Here is an 18,149-nt window from a genome sequence, read left to right on the forward strand (position 1 = left end):
AGAATCACCATGAACCGCAAGCTCACCCTGCTCCTCCCGCTGGCCCTTCTGGCCGCCTGCAGCCAGACCCCCGCCCCGGCCGGTACCGGTGGTGACGATCTGGCCCCGGCTGCGGCCAAGGCCGGCGACCAGAAGGCGCTGGCACACCTGGATGCGCAGCGCCTGCAGAGCCAGCACTGGCTGCTTCAGCAGGCCACCGCGGCCGATGGCAAGCGCATCGATGCGCTGTTCGCCCGCGAAGACAAGCCGGTCACCCTGGACTTCGCTGATGGCCGCCTGTCGGTCAGCAACACCTGCAACCGCATGGGCGGCGGCTACACCCTGGCCGACGGCAAGCTGAGCGTCAGCGCCATGGCCTCGACCCTGATGGCCTGCACCGACAAGGCGCTGATGGCGCTGGACGAAGCCGTCTCCAGCCGCCTGCAGGGCGAACTGAAGGCCGAACAGGACGACAACGGCGTGCTGACCCTGACCACCGCCAAGGGCGACGTGCTGGTGTTCAACCCGGAACCGACCGCTGAAACCCGCTACGGCGGCGCCGGCGAAACCGTGTTCCTGGAAGTGGCGGCGAAAACCGAGAAGTGCTCGCACCCTCTGATCCCGGATTACCAGTGCCTGCAGGTGCGTGAGGTCAAGTTCGACGACAAGGGCCTGAAGCAGGGCGAACCGGGCAAATTCGAGAACTTCTACGGCAACATCGAGGGCTACACCCACGAAGACGGCGTGCGCAACGTGGTGCGCGTGAAGCGCTACGAAGTGAAGAACCCGCCGGCCGATGCGCCGTCGCAGGCGTACGTGCTGGACATGGTGGTCGAGTCGGCCATCGAGAAGAAGTAAGAAAACAGGAGGGCGGCCGCGAGGTCGCCCTTCTTCGTTGCTGCTGCACACCGCTCCGGCGACATACGGAACATGCCGACCAGCGGCCGGCACCACCCACATGCATCAGGGAGATCGGCATGAAACGGACGTACATGCTCGCACTGGCGTTGCTGACCATCGGTAGTGGCAGCAGTGCATACGCCGCCAGCACACCCACCACCGAGCAGCTTGAAGCCCATCTGTGGCAGCTCGCACGCGCCACCGACGCGCAGGGCAAGCGCATCGACGCGTTGTTCGTCAAGGGCCGTGAGCCGTACACCCTGCGCTTCCAACCCGGCTACATGAGCGAGTTGAACCTGTGCAACTACGCAAGCAGCCAGTATCAGCTGCAGGGCGACCGGCTGATGCTGGAGAACGGCGTCGTTACCACAGCCGGCTGCATACCTGCCGAGGTTGTCGAGCAGCAACGGCGTGCCAGCGTGCTGGTCAATGGCCGACCGGCTCCGACGCTCGCACTGGACGACAACGGCAGCCTGATCCTGCGCAACAAGCAGGGCGACACGGCGATATTCAACCCCGCGCCGCTGCCGGCGAAATGAAAAGGGCGGCCTTGGGCCGCCCTTCCTCGTTGACGGGTAAAGCCGGCCGCTGGCCGGCTGCCACGTACAGCGGATGCCGGCCAGCGGCCGGCACTACCTGAAGCCTGGCCTCAGGCCAATGCCGGGTTCAACGTGTAGGTGCCGTGTAGCGCCGCTTCGGCCAGTACGTGGCCGTGCATCGCACGGTATGCATCGGCGGCGGTGAAGCGCTCCGGCAGCTGCAGCGCGGCCACGTCCAGCGCGAACACACGGAAGAAGTAGCGGTGCACGCGCTCGTCGTTGAACGGCGGGTACGGGCCGTCGTAGCCCAGGTAGTCACCGGCCATATCCGGATTGTCGGCGAACCAGCCGGTGAAATCGTTCAGACCCTGGCGGCTGCCGGCCGGGCCGGCCGGCGCGGTCTTGCCCTTCACCACAAAGCCGTCGCTGCAGCTGCCCGCGGCGATCTCCTGCACCGAGGCCGGGATGTCGGCCATCACCCAGTGCACGAAATCGCAGCGCGGCTGATCGCGCGGCACGCGCATGTCATCGCGGCCGACCGTCTCCGGCACCGTCGGTACGTCCGGGTCCACGCACACCAGCAGGAACGAACGGGTGCCGTCGGGCGCGCCGCTCCAGGCCAGGTGCGGGTTGCGGTCGGGGGCGAAGCCGTTGGCATCGCCAGCGGCGAACTCACGGTCGATCGGCGCACCGTTGACCAGGCTGTGACTGCTCAGTTGCATCTGATGCTCCTCACTCTTCCGGGTAACCCAATCGCACCGCGACCGGGGTGAGCTGGGCGAAGGCGGCGCCCATCACGTCGCGATACCGGCGCCAGTGGCCGGCGGGCAGACGCGGTGCACCCAGCTGTGCAGCCGGCGGCATCGGACGTCCGAACACGCGGCCCAGCAGGTCAGCCATCGCATGTGCATCGTTGCCGATGTCGTCGATGCGCAGCAGCACGTGCGGATACAGGTCCTCCTCGTGCAGCGCGGCGATCTGGGTCAGCGAACGCACCAGCCACTGGCTGGCTTCGGCCATCGAGGTCATCGCCAGCGGTGCAGCGGCGCCATAGGCGATCCAGTCCAGCAGCATGTCGCGCGGGTCGCGCAGCACCAGCAGCAGGCGACCCTGCGGCAGCTGCGGGCGCAATGCCCACAACAGCGCGTTGTCCCACCACAGCAGCCAGTCGATCACGGTGTCACTTTCCAGGCCGCGCGCCGGCAGGTGTTCGCGCCAGCGCTCGACCAGGCGTTCCGGGCTCAGCACGCCCGACGCCAGGTCCTGCAGCGTGTTGTAGTTCTGGAAGGCATCGTCGGGTGGATTGGCGGTGTAACGATCGCTGCGCAGTACCGGGCTGGCAGCGGCCAGGCCGGTTGCCACCCGCTCCACGCCCGAACCCGGGGCGCCCCACAGGAAGATCGGTGCCGAGCCACTGTCGCGCGTCGCTTCGTCGATGCTGGCCATCTCCGGCCAGCTCGGCGGTGCCTTGGCCTGCGGCGGCAGCGGCAGCCGCTGCGAGGCCTGGTCGGTCTGCAGCGCCATCCACGTACGCAGCGCTTCTTCCGGCTGCCCGGCGCGATCCTGGATCTCGCCCAGCCAGGTGCGCAGGTCGGCGCGGTGTCCCTCCGGTGCCTGTGCGATCAAGGCCTGCACGCGCTCCACGGCGGCGGCCGGGTCACGCTGCAGCAGACCCTCGACACGGCGGCTCTCACCGCTGACGCGGCCCGGTTCCAGGGTGGTGATGCGCTCGGCGATGGCTTCGCCCTGCTCGTGCTCGCCGGCCATGTCATGCAGGCGCATGCGCGCTTCCAGCGCCGGCAGGTGGCCGGGCATCGCTGCCATCCAGCGCTCCACGGCGGCCACGGCGCCGGCACTGCCGACATCTTCCACGGCCAGCCGCGCCAGCCACAGGTCATGCAGCTGGTCATTGCTTTCCAGTGCGTCATCCAGGCGTGCACGGGCTTCATCTTCGCGGCCCAGGCGCTGCCAGGACATCAGCAGCAGCTGCAGCACCTGGCGCTCACCCTGCAGCGATTCCAGCAGCGGCAGCAGGTGCTCCAGCGCCTGCAGCGGCTGGCCACTGCGCAGTGCCAGTTCGCCGGCCAGGCGGCGCATCGGCGGCACGTCCAGCTCCGGCTGCTGCAGCGCCTGCTGCATTGCCTCGGCGGCGGCCTCCACGTTGCCCTGGCGCAATGCCAGCTGCACCACCATGCCGTGCAGCGAAGACATCTTCGGGTTCAACGCGAGTACGCGACGGAACGCCTGCTCGGCGAACGCCAGCATGTCCTTGCCCAGATAGGCAAAGCCCAGTGCGTACAGCACGCGGGTATCGTCCGGCAGCGCCTGGCTGGCCGCCGACAGCAGGGCCAGCGCGCGGTCCGCGTCGCCACGACGCAGCGCGACCATGCCATCGATGGTCAGCAGTTCCGGATGGTCCGGCTCCAGCCGCGATGCCAGGGTCGACAGTCGCTGGGCCTCGTCGAAATCGTTGCGGCCCACCGCCAGGTGCGCCTGCATCAGGTAGGCGGGGAAGGCGTTGGGGTCCAGCCCGGTGGTGCGCAGCAGGGCTTCGTCGGCGCCGTCGAACTGGCGCAGTGCCAGCAGCAGGCCGGCGTGCTGCAGGTGCAGCTGCGCATCATCGGGAGCCAGCTGCAGCGCCTGCTGCAACGCCTCCATCGCGGCCTCGGCCTGGCCCTGCTGCTGCAGCGCAAGCGCCAGCCAGCGGTGGGCCCCGGCCTTGCCGGGTTCGTCACGGGTCCACGCCTGGGCCAGTTGCACGGCCTGGCCGGCATCGTTCTGGCGCAACGCTTGGAGGATCTGGTCTTGCATGGCCGTCCGGTTCAAGGTCAAACCCGCATTGTAGCGGGCCGCGCGCCGGTGCCGGTTCAGCCCGGCAGGACCCGCCGCAGGCGCTGTGCGACCCAGCGTTCGGAGAACCCATCGCCGCGCCAGTTTTCCAGGAAGCCACAGTGGCCGCCCCAGCAGGCGGTTTCCAGCCGCGCCTGCTGCGGCAGCTGCCAATCGCGGAAGGTCGCGTAGGGGATCACCGGATCGTCCTGCGCCATCAGGATGTCAGCGGGCACCTGCAGCGTGGACAAGCGGTTGCCGGCGATGGAGTAGCCATCGAAATAGGCCTGCAATGAACCGAACGTGGTGTGCCGCTCGACCAGCCAGGCGGTCAGCGAACGGATGTCCATGTTCAGCACGCGGTCGTCGCAGTCGCTCAGTTCGGGGAACAGATCGCGCTTGCGACGCAGCGAGCCGGCCCACTTGCGGCGGAAATACCAGTCGTACATCGCCGGGCCGTTCTCGATGTTCTCCATGGTCAGCCCGGGGTCGAGCACCGGGCAGACGGCCGCTACGTGCTGCAGCGGCACACCGGCGGCCGGCGCGCGCAGGGCCAGCCGCAGCACGAAGTTGCCGCCCAGCGAATAGCCGGCCGCAACCATCGGCAGATCGGGCCAGCGCTGGGCGACATCGCCCGCGGCATGCACCACTTCGTCGATGAGGTTGGAGTGGAAGATGCCGGGATTGAGGTGATGGGTATTGCCATGGTCGCGGAAGTTCAGCCGAACCACGTCGAACCCCTGCTCCAGCATGCGGGCAGCGGCCATGCGCATGTAGCTCGATTCGGCGCTGCCTTCCCAGCCGTGCAGCAACAGGGCGATGCCGCGCGGTTCGCGCCCTTCGACATGGCTGTGCCAGCCCTGCAGCCGCACACCTTCGCCACCATCGAGGATCAGCTCCTCGCTGACCGCGCCGGTGGCGGCCAGCAGCAGCAGGCCGCGCTGCAGGCGCATGCGGCTGGAGCTGAGCATCGACTGCAGGTGCGGATTGCGCAGCCAGCGCGGCGGCTGATAGTCGGACGCGGTGAGCATCGGCGCATCAGCGTCGAGGGTCGGTGGCGGAAAAACGGCCACCATCGCCTCAATCCCCGCTCATGGCTGCCACGATGCGCGCGCGCGAGGTTTCCGCGATGCGCCGACGGCCTTCCAGGTCCTGGGTGCCGATCGGCTCCAGGAAATGCACTTCGGTATGCCGCGCCGGCTCACCGAGCAGGCGCAGGAAATTGGCGAAGAAACTCTCGCCCGGGCCGAAGGCCACGATGGTCTGTGCATCCCCGCGCACGCCATAGACCAGCGCCACCGGCTGCACCGGCACGCTGGTTTCGACTGCCGCCTGGAAGATGCGTGCATGGAACGGGCCAACGTCGTGGCCGCCGCGGGTACGCCCTTCCGGGAATACGCCCACGGCCTTGCCGGCGCGCAGGCGGTCGGCCATCACCTGCATCACCCCACCGAGTGATTCGGTGTTGCCACGCTGGTGGAAAATGGTCTGGCCGCGCGCGGCAAGCCAACCAACCACCGGCCAGCTGGCGATCTCGCGCTTGGCGACAAAGCCCATCATGCGCTGGCTGTGCAGGATGGAGATATCGACCCAGCTGACATGGTTGGCAACGAACAGCACCGCACCCGGCAGCGGCTGGCCGACACGCGACAGGCGGAAGCCGAAGATCCACATCAGCCCGCCCTGCCACCAGTTCACCACCTTGGCGCCGAAGGTATCGTCGCCCACGCGCAGCTCGCCCCATGGCGGAAGCATGCCGATCAGGATCAGCGGCAGGAACACGGAGATGTGGACCAACAGCAGCGGTACGCGGTACAGGTAACGGCACACACGCGCCACGCCGCCGCGGGGGGCCGGAGTGGGGGAAGTCATCCACGCACGATACCGGAGGGCTGCCATCGCTGCCAGCCGAATTCGGCCATAAGTCTCATTGACGGCGGCCATCGGCAGGGAACGCTGGGTTCCGCCGCCGTCACTGCTGCCGCCAAGGCTCAACCGTGGCCGGCCGCCACCACGGCCAGGGTCAGCCGCGAGATGCAGACCAGCCGGCCCTGCTCGTCCTCGATGCGGATTTCCCACAACTGGGTGCTGCGGCCCACGTGCACCGCGCGCGCGGTACCGGTGACCGTCCCCGAACGCACGGCGCGTACGTGGTTGGCGTTGATCTCCAGGCCCACGCAGATCTGCTTGGCGGTATCCACGCAGAGGTTGCCGGCGCTGCTGCCCAGGGTTTCAGCCAGCACCACCGAGGCGCCGCCGTGCAGGATGCCGTACGGCTGGCGGGTGCGCTCGTCCACCGGCATGGTTGCCTGCAGCCAGTCTTCGCCAGCGGCACTGAAGACGATGCCCAGGGTGCTGATGGCGGTGTTATGGCTGAGTGCGTTGAGCTGCTCGATGGAAACGGCTTCGCGGAATACCTGGGTCATGCGGCTACCTTCAGAGGATGGGAACGAGGCCGGCGCCGAATGCGGTCAGCATGCGTACCAGCAGCCACTTCGGCCCGACATTGACCTCGGGGAAGTCACCCACCGCGACATAGCACCGGTGGAAATCAGCGCTCTGCCGCGGCAGTGGCTGCGGACACTCCGGGCCCGGCTTGAACTCGTAGTCGGTGGCGTAGCGCCATGGCCAGAAGTCAAGGATCGGCAGCGCCTCGGAGGCCTTGCCGACGCTGTAGTTCAGGCCGGACAGGACCGGCGGCTTGGCGCGCGGAGCCACCGTCCAGGAGTTCTGCGGATGGGTGTCGCGCAGGATGCTCTGCGCCAGCTGCTCGGCGAAGGCCGGATCGTCGATGATCACCGCGCCTTCGGTGTTGTAGTTCTCGCTGCGCGGATCGAAGTTGTGGGTACCGACCACGCCGATGCGACGGTCGACCACCAGCGACTTGGCATGCAGCCCCATGCGCGCGCCCTTGCGGGTAACCGGCAGTGGTTTGTTGACCGCCTTGCTGCCCAGGAACGACGGGCGCGTTTCGGTCCGCAGCAGGCGGGTCTCGACTTCGCTGCCGGCGGCACGCCGGCGCGCACGACCGTTCTCATAGGCGCTGCCGGTACGCGGATGGATCACCCTCGCCGGCGGGTCGTCCACATCCGCAGTAGCCACCACATCACCACCGCCGCCAGCATTGCTGCCTGCTGCGCTGCCACCGATCAGCGGATTGCGGCCGGTATCGCTGCCCGGCGCCGCGATCGGGTCGGGCAGCAGGTTGCGGTAATCGACCGGGGCATCCAGCGGGAACGGCTTGAATTCAAAGATGTTGAAGCCCAGCTCGCGCATGTTGCGCCGCTTGTACTTGTAGGACAGCGCATACACGATCGGGTTGTCGGTGGCGGCCAGGCTGTTGCTGGATACCACCACGCGCGGCGGCTGTGGGCGCTTGCGCAGCTCGCGGAACAGCTTCTGTGCCGGCTTGGACAGCACCAGGTAGGGCGTCTGCAGGATCACTTCGTGCTGCGCACTGTAGATCAGTGCGTCCAGCTGCGGCTCGGTGACGTGTTGCCCGGCCAGCGGCGCGTCGGCGCGCTCGCGCCGGTGCTTGCGCGGCAGATCGGCCACATAGCGCACCGAGGCGACCGGCAGGGCGGTGTCCACGAACGAACGGGTGACGAAGGCGACGTCGTTGGCTTCTTCGCTGACCCGCTCCACCCGCTCGGGCCTGCGGAACTGTGCCGGCGGCAGCACCGGCACACCCTGCTTGAGCAGGGTACGGCCGACATCGTTCAGGCGCTCGGCCGGCACGCTGCGCTGCGCGCGCCAGAAGGCATCGAAGTTGGCGGCCATCGCCCGTGCTTCGGGCCCGGCGATCAGCACGTCACGGTCGCGGAAGTTGTACTCGCGGTCCCAGTCGTAATAGTCGTCCTGGTAGTTGCGCCCACCGACCACGCCGATCGCATCGTCGATCACCAGCAGCTTGTTGTGCATGCGCTGGTTGAAGCGGCGGAAGCAGCACAGCACGCTGCCGGCATAGTCGAAGTAGTTCAGCCGAGCCTTGCCGAAGGTCGGGTTGTAGACCCGCAGCTGGAAGTTTTCGTGGGCGCCGACCAGTGCGCCGAGGATCTGCAGGTCGGAGATCGCCGAAAGCTGGTCGATCAGCAGCCGCACCTTCACCCCGCGCCGCGACGCCGCCAGCAGCTCGTCGATGACCAGGCGGGCGCTGTCGTCCTTGTCGAAGATGTAGGTCTGCAGATCGATGCTACGGGTGGCGCTGCGCAGCAGGTTCAGGCGCGCGACCAGCGCGCCTTCGCCCTCGTCCAGCAGGGTGGCGTAGTGCCGCGGCTGTTCCGGCGTCGATTCGCTGAACGCCCGGCCGGCCAGGGCCCGCAAGGGCGAGTCCAGTGCGCAGCGGTCGGCCTGCTGGCAATCGACCTGGGTCGAGCGCGCCTGCACGGCGATCGCCTCGGCGCGATCACGCTGGGCATGCGACAGCGACGCGCAGCCGCTGCCCAGCAACACGGTTGCCAGCACCAGTACACGCAGCAATGGATTCACGGTTTCGACGCCTCGCTGAGACGTGCACGCAGTACGAAAGTCACTCGGTCACTCAAGGCAAGCTGCCAGCTGTCCATGCCGTACCGGCCTCGTTGCACGGTACCGCGGCTGACGACGTCGCAATCATAGCCGGGTCGGGCACATTCCGCTTTCTCGACCTTGAGCGTCTCCGGATGGCTGACCCCGCGCAGGGTCAGCCGGCCATCGATGCCGCCACCGTCGGCGACCGTCTCCGGCCAGTACGGCAGCGAGTCGAACTCGACGAAGGGGTAACGGCCGGCGTCGAAGAACTCGGGACCGCGCATCCAGCCGGTATAGCGTTCCTTGCCGGGGATCTCCACGGTGCGGGTGAACATCTTCAGGTGGACCTGGTGACGGCCATCGGACAGCACCTCGATGCGCCCCTCGAAACGTGGGAACACGCCCTCGATGCGCTGGCCGAAGCGGGTGCGGACTTCGAAACCGATTTGCGAGCGCACCACATCCAGCTGCAGCGTACGCGGCGACTCGGCCACGACCGCCGGCAGCGCGGTCGGTGGCGGTGCAGCGGCCCAGGCCGGACCGATCGCCAGAACGACTGGCAGCAGGCAGCGGCCCGGCAACGCCAACCTCATCGGCTCACGGCCACCAGAAGGCGTTCAGGCTGGCCACGCCCGGCTCGATCGTTGCCTCACGGGCGAAACCGAGCACGGCCACGCCGCCCGGCGGCATGCCGCGGTAATCACTGCTGGTGCCATCGGTCATCAGCGCCACCAGCTGCTCCAGCCCGGGGTTGTGGCCGACGATCAGCACCCGGTCCAGGTCACGGCGCTCGTCCACCAGTGCCGCCAGGGTGCCAGGGGTGGCCTCGTAGATGCGGTCTTCCAGGCGCTTTTCGACATAACCGATGGCCGCCATCACCGCTTCCAGGGTTTCGCGGGTCCGCCGCGAGGGGGAACACAGCACGCAGTCCGGCAGCAGGTTGTTTTCCTTCAGCCACTTGCCGGCGGCTTCGGCTTCGGCGAGCCCCACCGGCGACAACGGCCGGTCAAGGTCGGCCTGGCCGGTGGTGGCCGGTTCGGCGTGGGCGTGGCGGAGCAGGATCAGTTCGCGCATTGCGGGATTCCAATAATGGGATGGAGACCTACGGCTCTTACAGCTTCAGCCAGGACAACAGAGGTTCCCAGTCGGCCTGGTGCTCGCGTACCTGGGCGGAGCGGTAATCGAAAAGGCTGCGACCCAGCCCGGTCATGACCACATAGCTCTGGCTGTCGCGCAGTTGGGCGACCACTGGATACGGCCAGTCAGCCAGCATCTGCAGGGCCTGCTGCGAGGTCTGGGTCCAGGGCTTGGTGCGGTTCAGCACCAGCCCGACCGGCAGCTTGCGGCTGTGCACGCGGGGTACCTGGGCCAGGCTGTTGAGGAAGCCGACGATGGCTTCGATGTCCAGTGCCGAGGGCAGCACCGGCACCACCACGGCATCGGCAGCGTCGAGGAAATGCGGGATATCGTCGGCCAGTGCGCCGGCTGGTGCATCGATCACCACGGTATCGGTACCGTCGGGCAGCTTCTGCGCCCATTGCTTCTTGCGGTACACATCGATCGGCAGCACCGCGCTTTCCAGCCCGGCGCGGCGCTGTGCCCAGCGGGTGCTGGAGCCCTGCGGGTCGGCATCGGCGATCACCGTGGCCTTGCCTTGCAATGCCGCGTACGCGGCCAGGTGGGTGGCGATGGTGGACTTGCCCACCCCGCCTTTGGAACCGGCCACCAGGATCGTCTTCATGCCAGCCTCGCTTCCGGGTACGTGCCCCGAGCGTACACCGCCGATGGTGACGGAAGGTAGAGCCGTGCTGAACCAGCGCCCCCGGCCTTTGCTATCGTGGCGCCCCCGAAGGACCGAACCGCCATGAGCGAACTGCAGGACCTGAGCGCACTGATCCGTGCCAACACGCCGTTGATCGTGGTCGAGACCCAGGATGAGGGTCGCATCGTCGAGCTGTTCCGGCAGACGCTGATGCATGTCTGGCGGGCCCTGCACCGCTGGTCGATCACCGAGGGCCTGCGCCGCATCGACCTGGAGCGCGAGGACGAGCCGGTCGGCCCGCCCGACGCCAGCGCCGCACTGCAGATGATCCGCCAGGCCGACCAGCGCGGCGTGTACCTGCTGCTCGATTTCCACCCTTACCTGGGCTATGCCAGCCACCAGCGTGCGCTGCGCGATCTGATCCAGCGCCGCCACAGCGAACCGCACGTGCTGGTGCTGATCGGCGCCAAGGTGGAGCTGCCGGCCGAACTGGAAGCGCTGGCGGTGCGCTTCAACCCGCGCCTGCCCGACGCCAATGCGCTGTTGAAGATGCTGCGCGAGGAAGCCGATGCCTATGCACGCGAGCACGGCGGGCGCCGGGTGGAAGTGGACAGCGAGGCGGTCAAGAAGATCCTGAAGAACCTGCAGGGGCTGAGCCTGGTCGATGCGCGACGCATCGCCCGGCAGCTGATCTATGCCGATGGCGCGCTGCGCGATGACGACCTGCCACAGTTGGCGCGGCTGAAGTTCGAGCTGCTCAACCGCAGCGGCCACCTGTTCTTCGAGCACGACAGCGCGCGCTTCGGCGACGTGGCCGGGGCCAACCGGCTGAAGCGCTGGATCAACCAGCGCCGCGTCGCCTTCATCGCCGGCTCGGCACCGGCCGGGCTGGACCCGCCACGGGGCATGCTGCTGCTGGGCGTGCAGGGCTGCGGCAAATCGATGCTGGCCAAGGCCACCGCCGCCGGCTTTGGCGTGCCGCTGCTGCGCCTGGACGTGGGCGCGCTGTACAACAAGTACCACGGCGAAACCGAAGCCAACCTGCGCCAGGCACTGGCCTCGGCCGAGCAGCTGGCGCCATGCGTGCTGTGGATGGATGAGATCGAGAAGGGCCTGGCCACCGGCACCGAGGATGGCGGCGTGTCGCGCCGCGTGCTCGGCTACCTGCTGACCTGGATGGCCGAGCGCAAGGCACCGGTGTTCATCGTGGCCACCGCCAACCAGGTGCACGAGCTGCCGGCCGAGCTGCTGCGCAAGGGCCGCTTCGACGAGATCTTCTTCGTCGACCTGCCCTCGGCCGATGTACGCGTGGAACTGCTGCGGCTGCACCTGGGGCGGCGCCAGCTCAATGCCGACGACTTCGCGCTGCCGGCACTGGCAGCAGCGGCCAACGGGTTTTCCGGTGCGGAGATCGAGCAGGCGATCGTGGCGGGGCTGTATTCGGCGCACGCCGAAGGCCGGCCGCTGGATACCGAGCTGCTGATGGGCGAGATACGGGCGACGCGGCCGTTGTCGGTGTTGATGGCCGAGCAGGTGGCGGCGTTGCGGGAGTGGGCGTCGGGGCGCACGGTGTCCGCGGACGACTGAGGGTTTCCTGCGAACGGCGAAACCCCTCGCGGCTGCTGGTTGACCGCGAGAATCAAAAGCCGCGCTTGGTCGGGCGGGGTGGATTCGCGGGGGACGCCGTGAATCCGTCCCTGGAGGCTTGGCCGCGGCATCCATGCCGCGGACACCCCCGCGAACCCACCCCGCCCAACCTCTGACAGTTTCCGGGGGCCATCAGCCACGGAAAAGGCCACGGAAAAGAAAGAAGAAGAGCAAAAGCAAAAGCGGTTGGCTGGCCGCTTTTTGTAGCGCCGAGCCCACGCTCGGCTGCATTTCGATCAGATATCGAATATTCGATTCCAATGCAGATTCATCCACGCATGCCGTGGATCTACGTGTCGACCAAGGTCGACACCTACCAACAGCAGCGGGAACCTGTCAGAGGTGGGGCGGTGTGGGCAGGCAGGACCATTGGCGCCATGGATGGCGCCATCGAGCCCCCAAGGATGGGTTTACGGCGTGTCCTGCCTGTCCACACCGCCCCGCCCCCCCCCTCAGCAAACCCGCTTCTGCAGTTGCTTCGGCTTCGGCCTCTGCGGGTGCCGGGTGCAACCCGGCCGCCCCCCCACCCTCAGGGCCAGGCCGGTGGCGCGGCCGCCCAGGCCTGCTGTACTTCGGCCAGCGTCGCGCGTTCGTCATCGCGCCAGCCCGGCAACAGCTGTGCGTAACGACTGCTGTCGCGCCATTGCCCCGGCTCGGTGCGTACGGCGGCGGCATACCACTTCACCGCTTCCTGCTGCTGGCCGGCGCGCCACAGCGCCAGCGCATAGCTCGGCGGCACCCAGGCGGGATTGCTGCGCAGGGTGCTGGCAGCGGCCTGCCACTGTTCCAGCGCGGCCAGCGCCTGGCCCTGCCGCAACAGGTCCCAGCCATAGTTCCAGCGTACGCTGCGTCCCAGCACACTCTGCACCGGTGCTTCGGCCAGCGCTTCGCGGTAAAGCTTGTCGCCCAGTTCCGCACGGCCCTGCGCGATGGCCACCGACGCCAGCTGCGCCGTAGCTTCCAGCCCCTTGCGGCCACGCTCGCGATGCTTCAGCAGCTGTGCCACCAGATCTTCGCCTTCACCCTGCACCACCGTAATCGGCGCGGCAGCGGCGTCGCTGTCGAAATAGAACTCCTGCGGTGCCGGCAATGCCGGCGCGGCCCACGCGGAGGCCGCTCCCGAGACCAGCAACACGCCGGCCAGGAACTGTCCTGCAACTGACATCCGAATTCCCCCAGGTTGAAACACCAACCCTCCCTCTCTCCCCGATCCTAACCCCAGCACGGCCTTGGCGCGAGTGCCGGGGCCTTCGCCCCCCACTGTTACAATTCGCGCCTTTCCCGCCGCGTGTACCTGCGCGGCCGGTGCCAGCCGATCCTGACCAGGCCAGCCATGACCAGTACCGCGCAACTCACTTCGCCCGCCTCCGCCGACCTGCTCGACCGTGATTACACGCTCGACCACAAGTACACCCGCAACGAAGGACGGATCTACCTGAGTGGCGTGCAGGCGCTGGTGCGGCTGCCGCTGATGCAGCGCCTGCGCGACGAAGCCACCGGCATCGACAGCGCCGGTTTCATCAGTGGCTATCGCGGCAGCCCGCTGGGCGGCTTCGACCTGGAGCTGTGGCGCGCGCGCAAGCACCTGGAAGCGGCCAAGGTGAAGTTCACCCCGGGCCTCAACGAGGACCTGGGCGCGACCATGGTGTGGGGCACCCAGCAGACCAACCTGTTCCCCGGCGCCAACGTGCAGGGCGTGTTCGGCATGTGGTACGGCAAGGGCCCGGGCGTGGACCGCTGCGGCGACGTGTTCAAGCACGCCAACGCCGCCGGCACTTCGCGCCATGGTGGTGTGCTGGCACTGGCCGCCGATGACCACGCCTGCCGCAGCTCGACGTTGCCGCATGGCAGCGAGGACGAATTCGTCAGCGCGATGATGCCGGTGCTGAACCCGGCCGGCGTGCAGGACATCCTCGACATGGGCCTGCTCGGCTGGGCGATGAGCCGTTACACCGGGCGTTGGGTCGGTTTCAAGACGATCGCCGAGACGGTGGAATCGTCGGCCTCGGTCGAGGTCGATCCGCTGGCCCGGCGCATCGTGCTGCCGGAAGACTTCGACATGCCCGCCGGCGGCCTCAACATCCGCTGGCCCGATCCGCCGCTGGACCAGGAGATGCGCCTGCACCGCTACGCGGTGAAAGCCGCGCAGGCCTTCGCACGTGCCAACGGCATCGACAAGGTGGTGATGGACGCACCGCGTGCGCGGCTGGGCATCGTCACCACCGGCAAGAGCTACCTGGACGTGCTGCAGGCGCTGGAATACCTGGGCCTGGACGAGCAGGCCTGCGCCGACATCGGCATCCGCGTGTACAAGGTCGGCATGACCTGGCCGCTGGAGCCGGAAGGCATCGCCCGTTTCGCGCAGGGCCTGGAAGACATCATCGTGGTGGAGGAGAAGCGTGCCTTCATCGAGCGCCAGATGAAGGAGCAGTTCTTCAACTGGCCGGCCAGCTGGGGCCAGCGCCCGTCCATCGTCGGCAAGTACGACGAGGCCGGCGAGTGGATCCTGCCGTCCACCGGCGAACTGACCCCGGCCACCATCGCCGGCGTGATCGGTCGCCGCATCCAGAAGTTCTTCAACAACGAATCCATCGAGCAGCGCCTGCAGTGGATGCAGGAAAAGGAAGCCGAGCTTGCGTTGCCACGCGCCAGCTTCCCGCGCGTTCCGCACTACTGCTCCGGCTGCCCACACAACACCTCCACCACCGTGCCGGAAGGCTCGCGTGCGCTGGCCGGCATCGGTTGCCATTACATGGTGACCTGGATGGACCGCAGCACCGACACCTTCACCCACATGGGTGGCGAAGGCGTGACGTGGGCCGGGCAGGCCGCGTTCACCGATACCCAGCACGTGTTCCAGAACCTGGGCGACGGCACCTATTTCCACAGCGGTTCGCTGGCGATCCGCCAGGCGATCGCCGCCGGCGTCAACATCACCTACAAGATCCTCTACAACGATGCGGTGGCGATGACCGGCGGGCAGCCGGTGGACGGCCCGCTGAGCGTGCCGGACATCGCAAGGCAGATGCGTGCCGAGGGCATCCACACCATCATGGTGCTGTCGGACAACATCGCCAAGTGGACGCGCCAGCGCGAGCATTTCCCCAGCGACGTGGAGTTCCACGACCGCAGCGAGCTGGACGCGGTGCAGAAGCGACTGCGTGACGTGAAGGGCGTTTCGATCCTGATCTACGAACAGACCTGCGCCACCGAGAAGCGCCGTCGCCGCAAGCGCGGCAAGCTGGAGGATCCGGCCAAGCGGGTGATGATCAATTCGCTGGTCTGCGAAGGCTGCGGCGACTGCGGCAAGAAGAGCTTCTGCGTGTCGGTGCTGCCGAAGGAAACCGAGTTCGGGCGCAAGCGCGATATCGACCAGTCCAACTGCAACAAGGACTATTCCTGCGTCAACGGCTTCTGCCCGAGCTTCGTCACCGTGCACGGTGGCCAGCCGCGCAAGGGCAGCAAGCGCGATGCCTCCACCCTGCTGGACAACCTGCCGGCACCGGGGGTGCGCGGCACCCTGGAGCAGCCCTGGAACATCCTGATCACCGGCGTTGGCGGCACCGGCGTTGTGACCATCGGCGCCCTGCTGGGCATGGCCGGCCATCTTGAAGGCAAGGGTGCCTCGGTGCTCGACCAGACGGGGCTGGCGCAGAAGGGTGGCGCGGTGACCACGCACATCCGCATCGCCCGTCGCCCCGAGGATATCCACGCCGTGCGCATTGCCGCCGGTGAAGCCGACCTGGTGCTGGGCTGCGACATGGTGGTGGTCAACGATTACTGGGCGCTGTCGAAGGTGCGCGCCGGCCGTTCGCAGGTGGTGCTCAATACCTACGAAGCGATGCCGGGCACGTTCACCACACGCCCGGACATGCAGTTCCCCGCCGCCGACATCATCGCCGGCGTGCGCGTGGCCCTGGGTGGCGAGGAGCCGCTGCTGCTGGACGCGACCCAGTTGGCCACCGCGCTGCTCGGCGATGCGATCGCCGCCAACCTGTTCATCCTCGGCTACGCCTGGCAGCAGGGCCTGGTGCCGCTGTCGTTCGAGTCGCTGATGCGCGCCATCGAACTCAACGGCGCGGCCGTGGCGATGAACCAGCAGGCCTTCGCCTGGGGCCGCCTGGCCGCGGTCGATCCGCAGGCCGTGCAGCAGGCCGCCGGGCTGGTGCGCAACCGCCACACCGACACCGAGAACACGCCCGGGCCGCTGCACGCCTTGCCGCCGGGCGAATGGGAAGGCAACGAATGGGGCGCTACCGCCGCACCGCGCAACACCGGCGACGAGCGCGAGCTGCGCGGGCTGCCGACGCACGGTGGCGATGTCGCCTTCCTGCCGCTGGACGATGCGCGCCTATCGCGCTCGCTGGACGAGATGATCGAGCGCCGCTCGGCATTCCTGACCGACTACCAGGATGCGGCCTACGCCAACCGCTACCGCACGCTGGTCGAGCGTGTACGCGCGACCGAGGGCGAGCGCATCGGTGGTTCCACCGCGTTGACCGAGACCGTGGCCCGCTACCTGTTCAAGCTGATGGCGTACAAGGACGAGTACGAAGTGGCGCGCCTGTACACCAGCGGCGATTTCCAGCGCCGCCTGCAGCAGCAGTTCGAAGGCGATTACCAGCTGCGCTTCCATCTGGCACCGCCGCTGTTCGCGAAGAAGGACGAGCAGGGCCGGCTGCTGAAGAAGGAATACGGCCCGTGGATGTTCAAGGCGTTCGGCCTGCTGGCGAAGCTGAAGTTCCTGCGTGGCGGTCGCTTCGACGTGTTCGGCCGCACGGAAGAGCGCCGCATGGAGCGCCAGCTGATCACCGATTACGAAGCGACCGTGCAGGTGCTGCTGGATGGCCTGGACGATGACCGCCTGGCGCTGGCGGTGGAGATTGCCAGCGTGCCCGAGCACATCCGCGGCTTCGGTCACGTCAAGGAAGCGCACTTCGAAAAGGCCAAGGCGCGCGAAGCGGCGCTGCTGGCGCAGTGGCGTAACCCGAAGGCGCTGCATATCGTGCAGGTGGCGTAATAGCGGCAGATGGTAGTGCCGGCCGCTGGCCGGCATCTGCACTTCCCGGACAATGTGTTGCCGACCAGCGGCTGGCACTACCGGTGGTTCATCCCAACCGCCACAGAAGCAGCCGGTTGTTGGCCGGCATCGCCACGTCGCCCAGGCGGGTAAACCCGTTGTCGGCCGCCAGCGCCTGCATCGCCTCGATATCGCGGATGCCGCTGCGCGGATCACGCGCCTTCAACCACGCATCGAACTGCGCGTTGCTGTCACTGCTGTAACGGCCGCCGTAATTGAAGGGGCCATACACCGCCAGCAGCGCGCCGTGGCGCAGCAGTGGCGGCAGTGCGGCAAACAGGGCCTGCACGTGTTCCCAGCTCATGATGTGCAGGGTGTTGGCACTGAACGCGACATCGAACGTGCTGCCTTCCGGCAGGCTCAGGCCGGTGGCAGGCGGCAGCTCGACCTGAAGCGCCACCGGCGGCAGCAGGTTCAGCAGCGCAGCCTCCGCGCGCCAGGCCTCGATGCCGGGCAGATGATCAGGATGGTCGCTGGGCTGCCAGCGCAGCCATGGCCAGCGCTCGGCGAAGAAGACCGCATGCTGGCCGGTGCCGCTACCGATCTCCAGCACCCGGTGGCGGTCGCCCATCCACGGGTCGAGCGCAGCGGCGATCGGTTCGCGGTTACGTTCGCAGGCTTCTGAATACGGCTTGCTCGACATCGAGACGGCGTCCAGGCAGGGTCGGCCTCATTGTGCACGAGGGGGGTAATGAGCAGGGCTGCGCCCTGCACCTGCACCTGCAGAGGCAACGGCAACGGCAACAGCAACAGCAGAAGCTGGCTTCCTGCGGGGTGGCGGGGTGGGTCCGGTGGCGGGGGACGCCGTGAATCCGTCCATGGAGGCTTGGGCGCGCCATCCATGGCGCTTACACCCCCGCAACCGGACCCACCCCGCCTTCGACAGTTTTCTGCGATCTGCTGG

15 protein-coding genes are annotated in these 18,149 nt (G+C 67.8%); 4 read left to right on the top strand and 11 right to left on the bottom strand.

Translation table 11 applies throughout. The features are described 5' to 3' along the window. The first annotated feature begins 9 nt into the window (after window positions 1-9). Both WKB25_RS18820 and WKB25_RS18825 read left to right on the top strand, forming a co-directional pair. Entirely contained in the window at window positions 10-837 is an 828-nt protein-coding gene (locus tag WKB25_RS18820) for an META and DUF4377 domain-containing protein (RefSeq protein WP_340572309.1), read from the top strand. 119 nt (window positions 838-956) lie between these two features. Continuing rightward, window positions 957-1,418 (top strand): META domain-containing protein, encoded by a 462-nt coding sequence (locus tag WKB25_RS18825; RefSeq protein ID WP_340572310.1) that lies wholly within the window; start codon window positions 957-959, stop codon window positions 1,416-1,418. 110 nt (window positions 1,419-1,528) lie between these two features. Here WKB25_RS18825 and WKB25_RS18830 read toward each other — a convergent pair whose 3' ends face one another. The 9 genes from WKB25_RS18830 to WKB25_RS18870 all read right to left on the bottom strand — a co-directional run bounded on the left by WKB25_RS18830 (window position 1,529) and on the right by WKB25_RS18870 (window position 10,497). Beyond that, entirely contained in the window at window positions 1,529-2,140 is a 612-nt protein-coding gene (locus tag WKB25_RS18830; RefSeq protein WP_340572312.1) for a YbhB/YbcL family Raf kinase inhibitor-like protein, read from the bottom strand. A 10-nt stretch (window positions 2,141-2,150) separates the two neighbouring features. After that, window positions 2,151-4,229 (bottom strand): tetratricopeptide repeat protein, encoded by a 2,079-nt coding sequence (locus WKB25_RS18835; RefSeq protein WP_340572313.1) that lies wholly within the window; start codon window positions 4,227-4,229, stop codon window positions 2,151-2,153. Between the two features lie 56 nt (window positions 4,230-4,285). After that, complete coding sequence (locus WKB25_RS18840) at window positions 4,286-5,320, bottom strand: alpha/beta fold hydrolase (RefSeq protein ID WP_340572358.1); 1,035 nt, start codon at window positions 5,318-5,320, stop codon at window positions 4,286-4,288. 7 nt (window positions 5,321-5,327) lie between these two features. After that, a complete protein-coding gene (locus WKB25_RS18845; RefSeq protein WP_340572315.1) occupies window positions 5,328-6,119 on the bottom strand; it encodes a lysophospholipid acyltransferase family protein in 792 nt (263 codons plus the stop codon). Window positions 6,120-6,238: 119 nt separating this feature from the next. Then, window positions 6,239-6,673 (bottom strand): hotdog fold thioesterase, encoded by a 435-nt coding sequence (locus WKB25_RS18850; RefSeq protein ID WP_108266502.1) that lies wholly within the window; start codon window positions 6,671-6,673, stop codon window positions 6,239-6,241. A 10-nt stretch (window positions 6,674-6,683) separates the two neighbouring features. Next, window positions 6,684-8,735: a phospholipase D family protein gene (locus WKB25_RS18855; RefSeq protein ID WP_340572317.1), complete on the bottom strand. Its 2,052-nt coding sequence runs from the start codon at window positions 8,733-8,735 to the stop codon at window positions 6,684-6,686. After that, window positions 8,732-9,349 carry a YceI family protein gene (locus WKB25_RS18860; protein WP_089241730.1) on the bottom strand — a complete coding sequence of 206 codons (618 nt, stop codon included), beginning with the start codon at window positions 9,347-9,349 and terminating at the stop codon, window positions 8,732-8,734. Before WKB25_RS18860 ends, WKB25_RS18855 begins: the two co-directional genes overlap by 4 nt. 4 nt (window positions 9,350-9,353) lie before the next feature. Beyond that, window positions 9,354-9,830, bottom strand: coding sequence for a histidine phosphatase family protein (locus WKB25_RS18865; RefSeq protein ID WP_032977995.1), 477 nt, complete (start codon window positions 9,828-9,830; stop codon window positions 9,354-9,356). 37 nt (window positions 9,831-9,867) lie between these two features. Continuing rightward, window positions 9,868-10,497: a ParA family protein gene (locus tag WKB25_RS18870; protein ID WP_099819504.1), complete on the bottom strand. Its 630-nt coding sequence runs from the start codon at window positions 10,495-10,497 to the stop codon at window positions 9,868-9,870. A gap of 123 nt (window positions 10,498-10,620) precedes the next feature. Here WKB25_RS18870 and WKB25_RS18875 point away from each other — a divergent pair, with 123 nt between their 5' ends. After that, a complete protein-coding gene (locus WKB25_RS18875) occupies window positions 10,621-12,105 on the top strand; it encodes an AAA family ATPase (RefSeq protein ID WP_340572321.1) in 1,485 nt (494 codons plus the stop codon). A 589-nt stretch (window positions 12,106-12,694) separates the two neighbouring features. Here WKB25_RS18875 and WKB25_RS18880 read toward each other — a convergent pair. Further along, complete coding sequence (locus tag WKB25_RS18880; RefSeq protein WP_340572323.1) at window positions 12,695-13,330, bottom strand: tetratricopeptide repeat protein; 636 nt, start codon at window positions 13,328-13,330, stop codon at window positions 12,695-12,697. A 168-nt stretch (window positions 13,331-13,498) separates the two neighbouring features. Here WKB25_RS18880 and WKB25_RS18885 point away from each other — a divergent pair, with 168 nt between their 5' ends. Continuing rightward, complete coding sequence (locus tag WKB25_RS18885; protein WP_340572325.1) at window positions 13,499-17,185, top strand: indolepyruvate ferredoxin oxidoreductase family protein; 3,687 nt, start codon at window positions 13,499-13,501, stop codon at window positions 17,183-17,185. 88 nt (window positions 17,186-17,273) lie between these two features. On the opposite strand, the gene WKB25_RS18890 is transcribed toward WKB25_RS18885, so the two are convergent. After that, on the bottom strand, window positions 17,274-17,888 hold the full coding sequence (locus tag WKB25_RS18890) for a DUF938 domain-containing protein (protein WP_340572327.1): 615 nt from the start codon (window positions 17,886-17,888) through the stop codon (window positions 17,274-17,276). Between the last annotated feature and the right edge of the window lie 261 nt (window positions 17,889-18,149).

This window comes from Stenotrophomonas sp. G106K1 (assembly GCF_037969685.1).
Classification (GTDB): Bacteria; Pseudomonadota; Gammaproteobacteria; order Xanthomonadales; family Xanthomonadaceae; genus Stenotrophomonas; species Stenotrophomonas lactitubi.

Excerpts from the sequence above, each read along its gene's own strand:
- WKB25_RS18820 (WP_340572309.1), top strand. The coding sequence starts at position 10 with ATGAACCGCAAGCTCACCCTGCTCCTCCCGCTGGCCCTTCTGGCCGCC.
- WKB25_RS18865 (WP_032977995.1), bottom strand. The coding sequence starts at position 9,830 with ATGCGCGAACTGATCCTGCTCCGCCACGCCCACGCCGAACCGGCCACC.
- WKB25_RS18845 (WP_340572315.1), bottom strand. The coding sequence starts at position 6,119 with ATGACTTCCCCCACTCCGGCCCCCCGCGGCGGCGTGGCGCGTGTGTGC.
- WKB25_RS18835 (WP_340572313.1), bottom strand. The coding sequence starts at position 4,229 with ATGCAAGACCAGATCCTCCAAGCGTTGCGCCAGAACGATGCCGGCCAG.
- WKB25_RS18885 (WP_340572325.1), top strand. The coding sequence starts at position 13,499 with ATGACCAGTACCGCGCAACTCACTTCGCCCGCCTCCGCCGACCTGCTC.
- WKB25_RS18860 (WP_089241730.1), bottom strand. The coding sequence starts at position 9,349 with ATGAGGTTGGCGTTGCCGGGCCGCTGCCTGCTGCCAGTCGTTCTGGCG.
- WKB25_RS18825 (WP_340572310.1), top strand. The coding sequence starts at position 957 with ATGAAACGGACGTACATGCTCGCACTGGCGTTGCTGACCATCGGTAGT.
- WKB25_RS18830 (WP_340572312.1), bottom strand. The coding sequence starts at position 2,140 with ATGCAACTGAGCAGTCACAGCCTGGTCAACGGTGCGCCGATCGACCGT.
- WKB25_RS18850 (WP_108266502.1), bottom strand. The coding sequence starts at position 6,673 with ATGACCCAGGTATTCCGCGAAGCCGTTTCCATCGAGCAGCTCAACGCA.
- WKB25_RS18880 (WP_340572323.1), bottom strand. The coding sequence starts at position 13,330 with ATGTCAGTTGCAGGACAGTTCCTGGCCGGCGTGTTGCTGGTCTCGGGA.
- WKB25_RS18870 (WP_099819504.1), bottom strand. The coding sequence starts at position 10,497 with ATGAAGACGATCCTGGTGGCCGGTTCCAAAGGCGGGGTGGGCAAGTCC.
- WKB25_RS18875 (WP_340572321.1), top strand. The coding sequence starts at position 10,621 with ATGAGCGAACTGCAGGACCTGAGCGCACTGATCCGTGCCAACACGCCG.
- WKB25_RS18890 (WP_340572327.1), bottom strand. The coding sequence starts at position 17,888 with ATGTCGAGCAAGCCGTATTCAGAAGCCTGCGAACGTAACCGCGAACCG.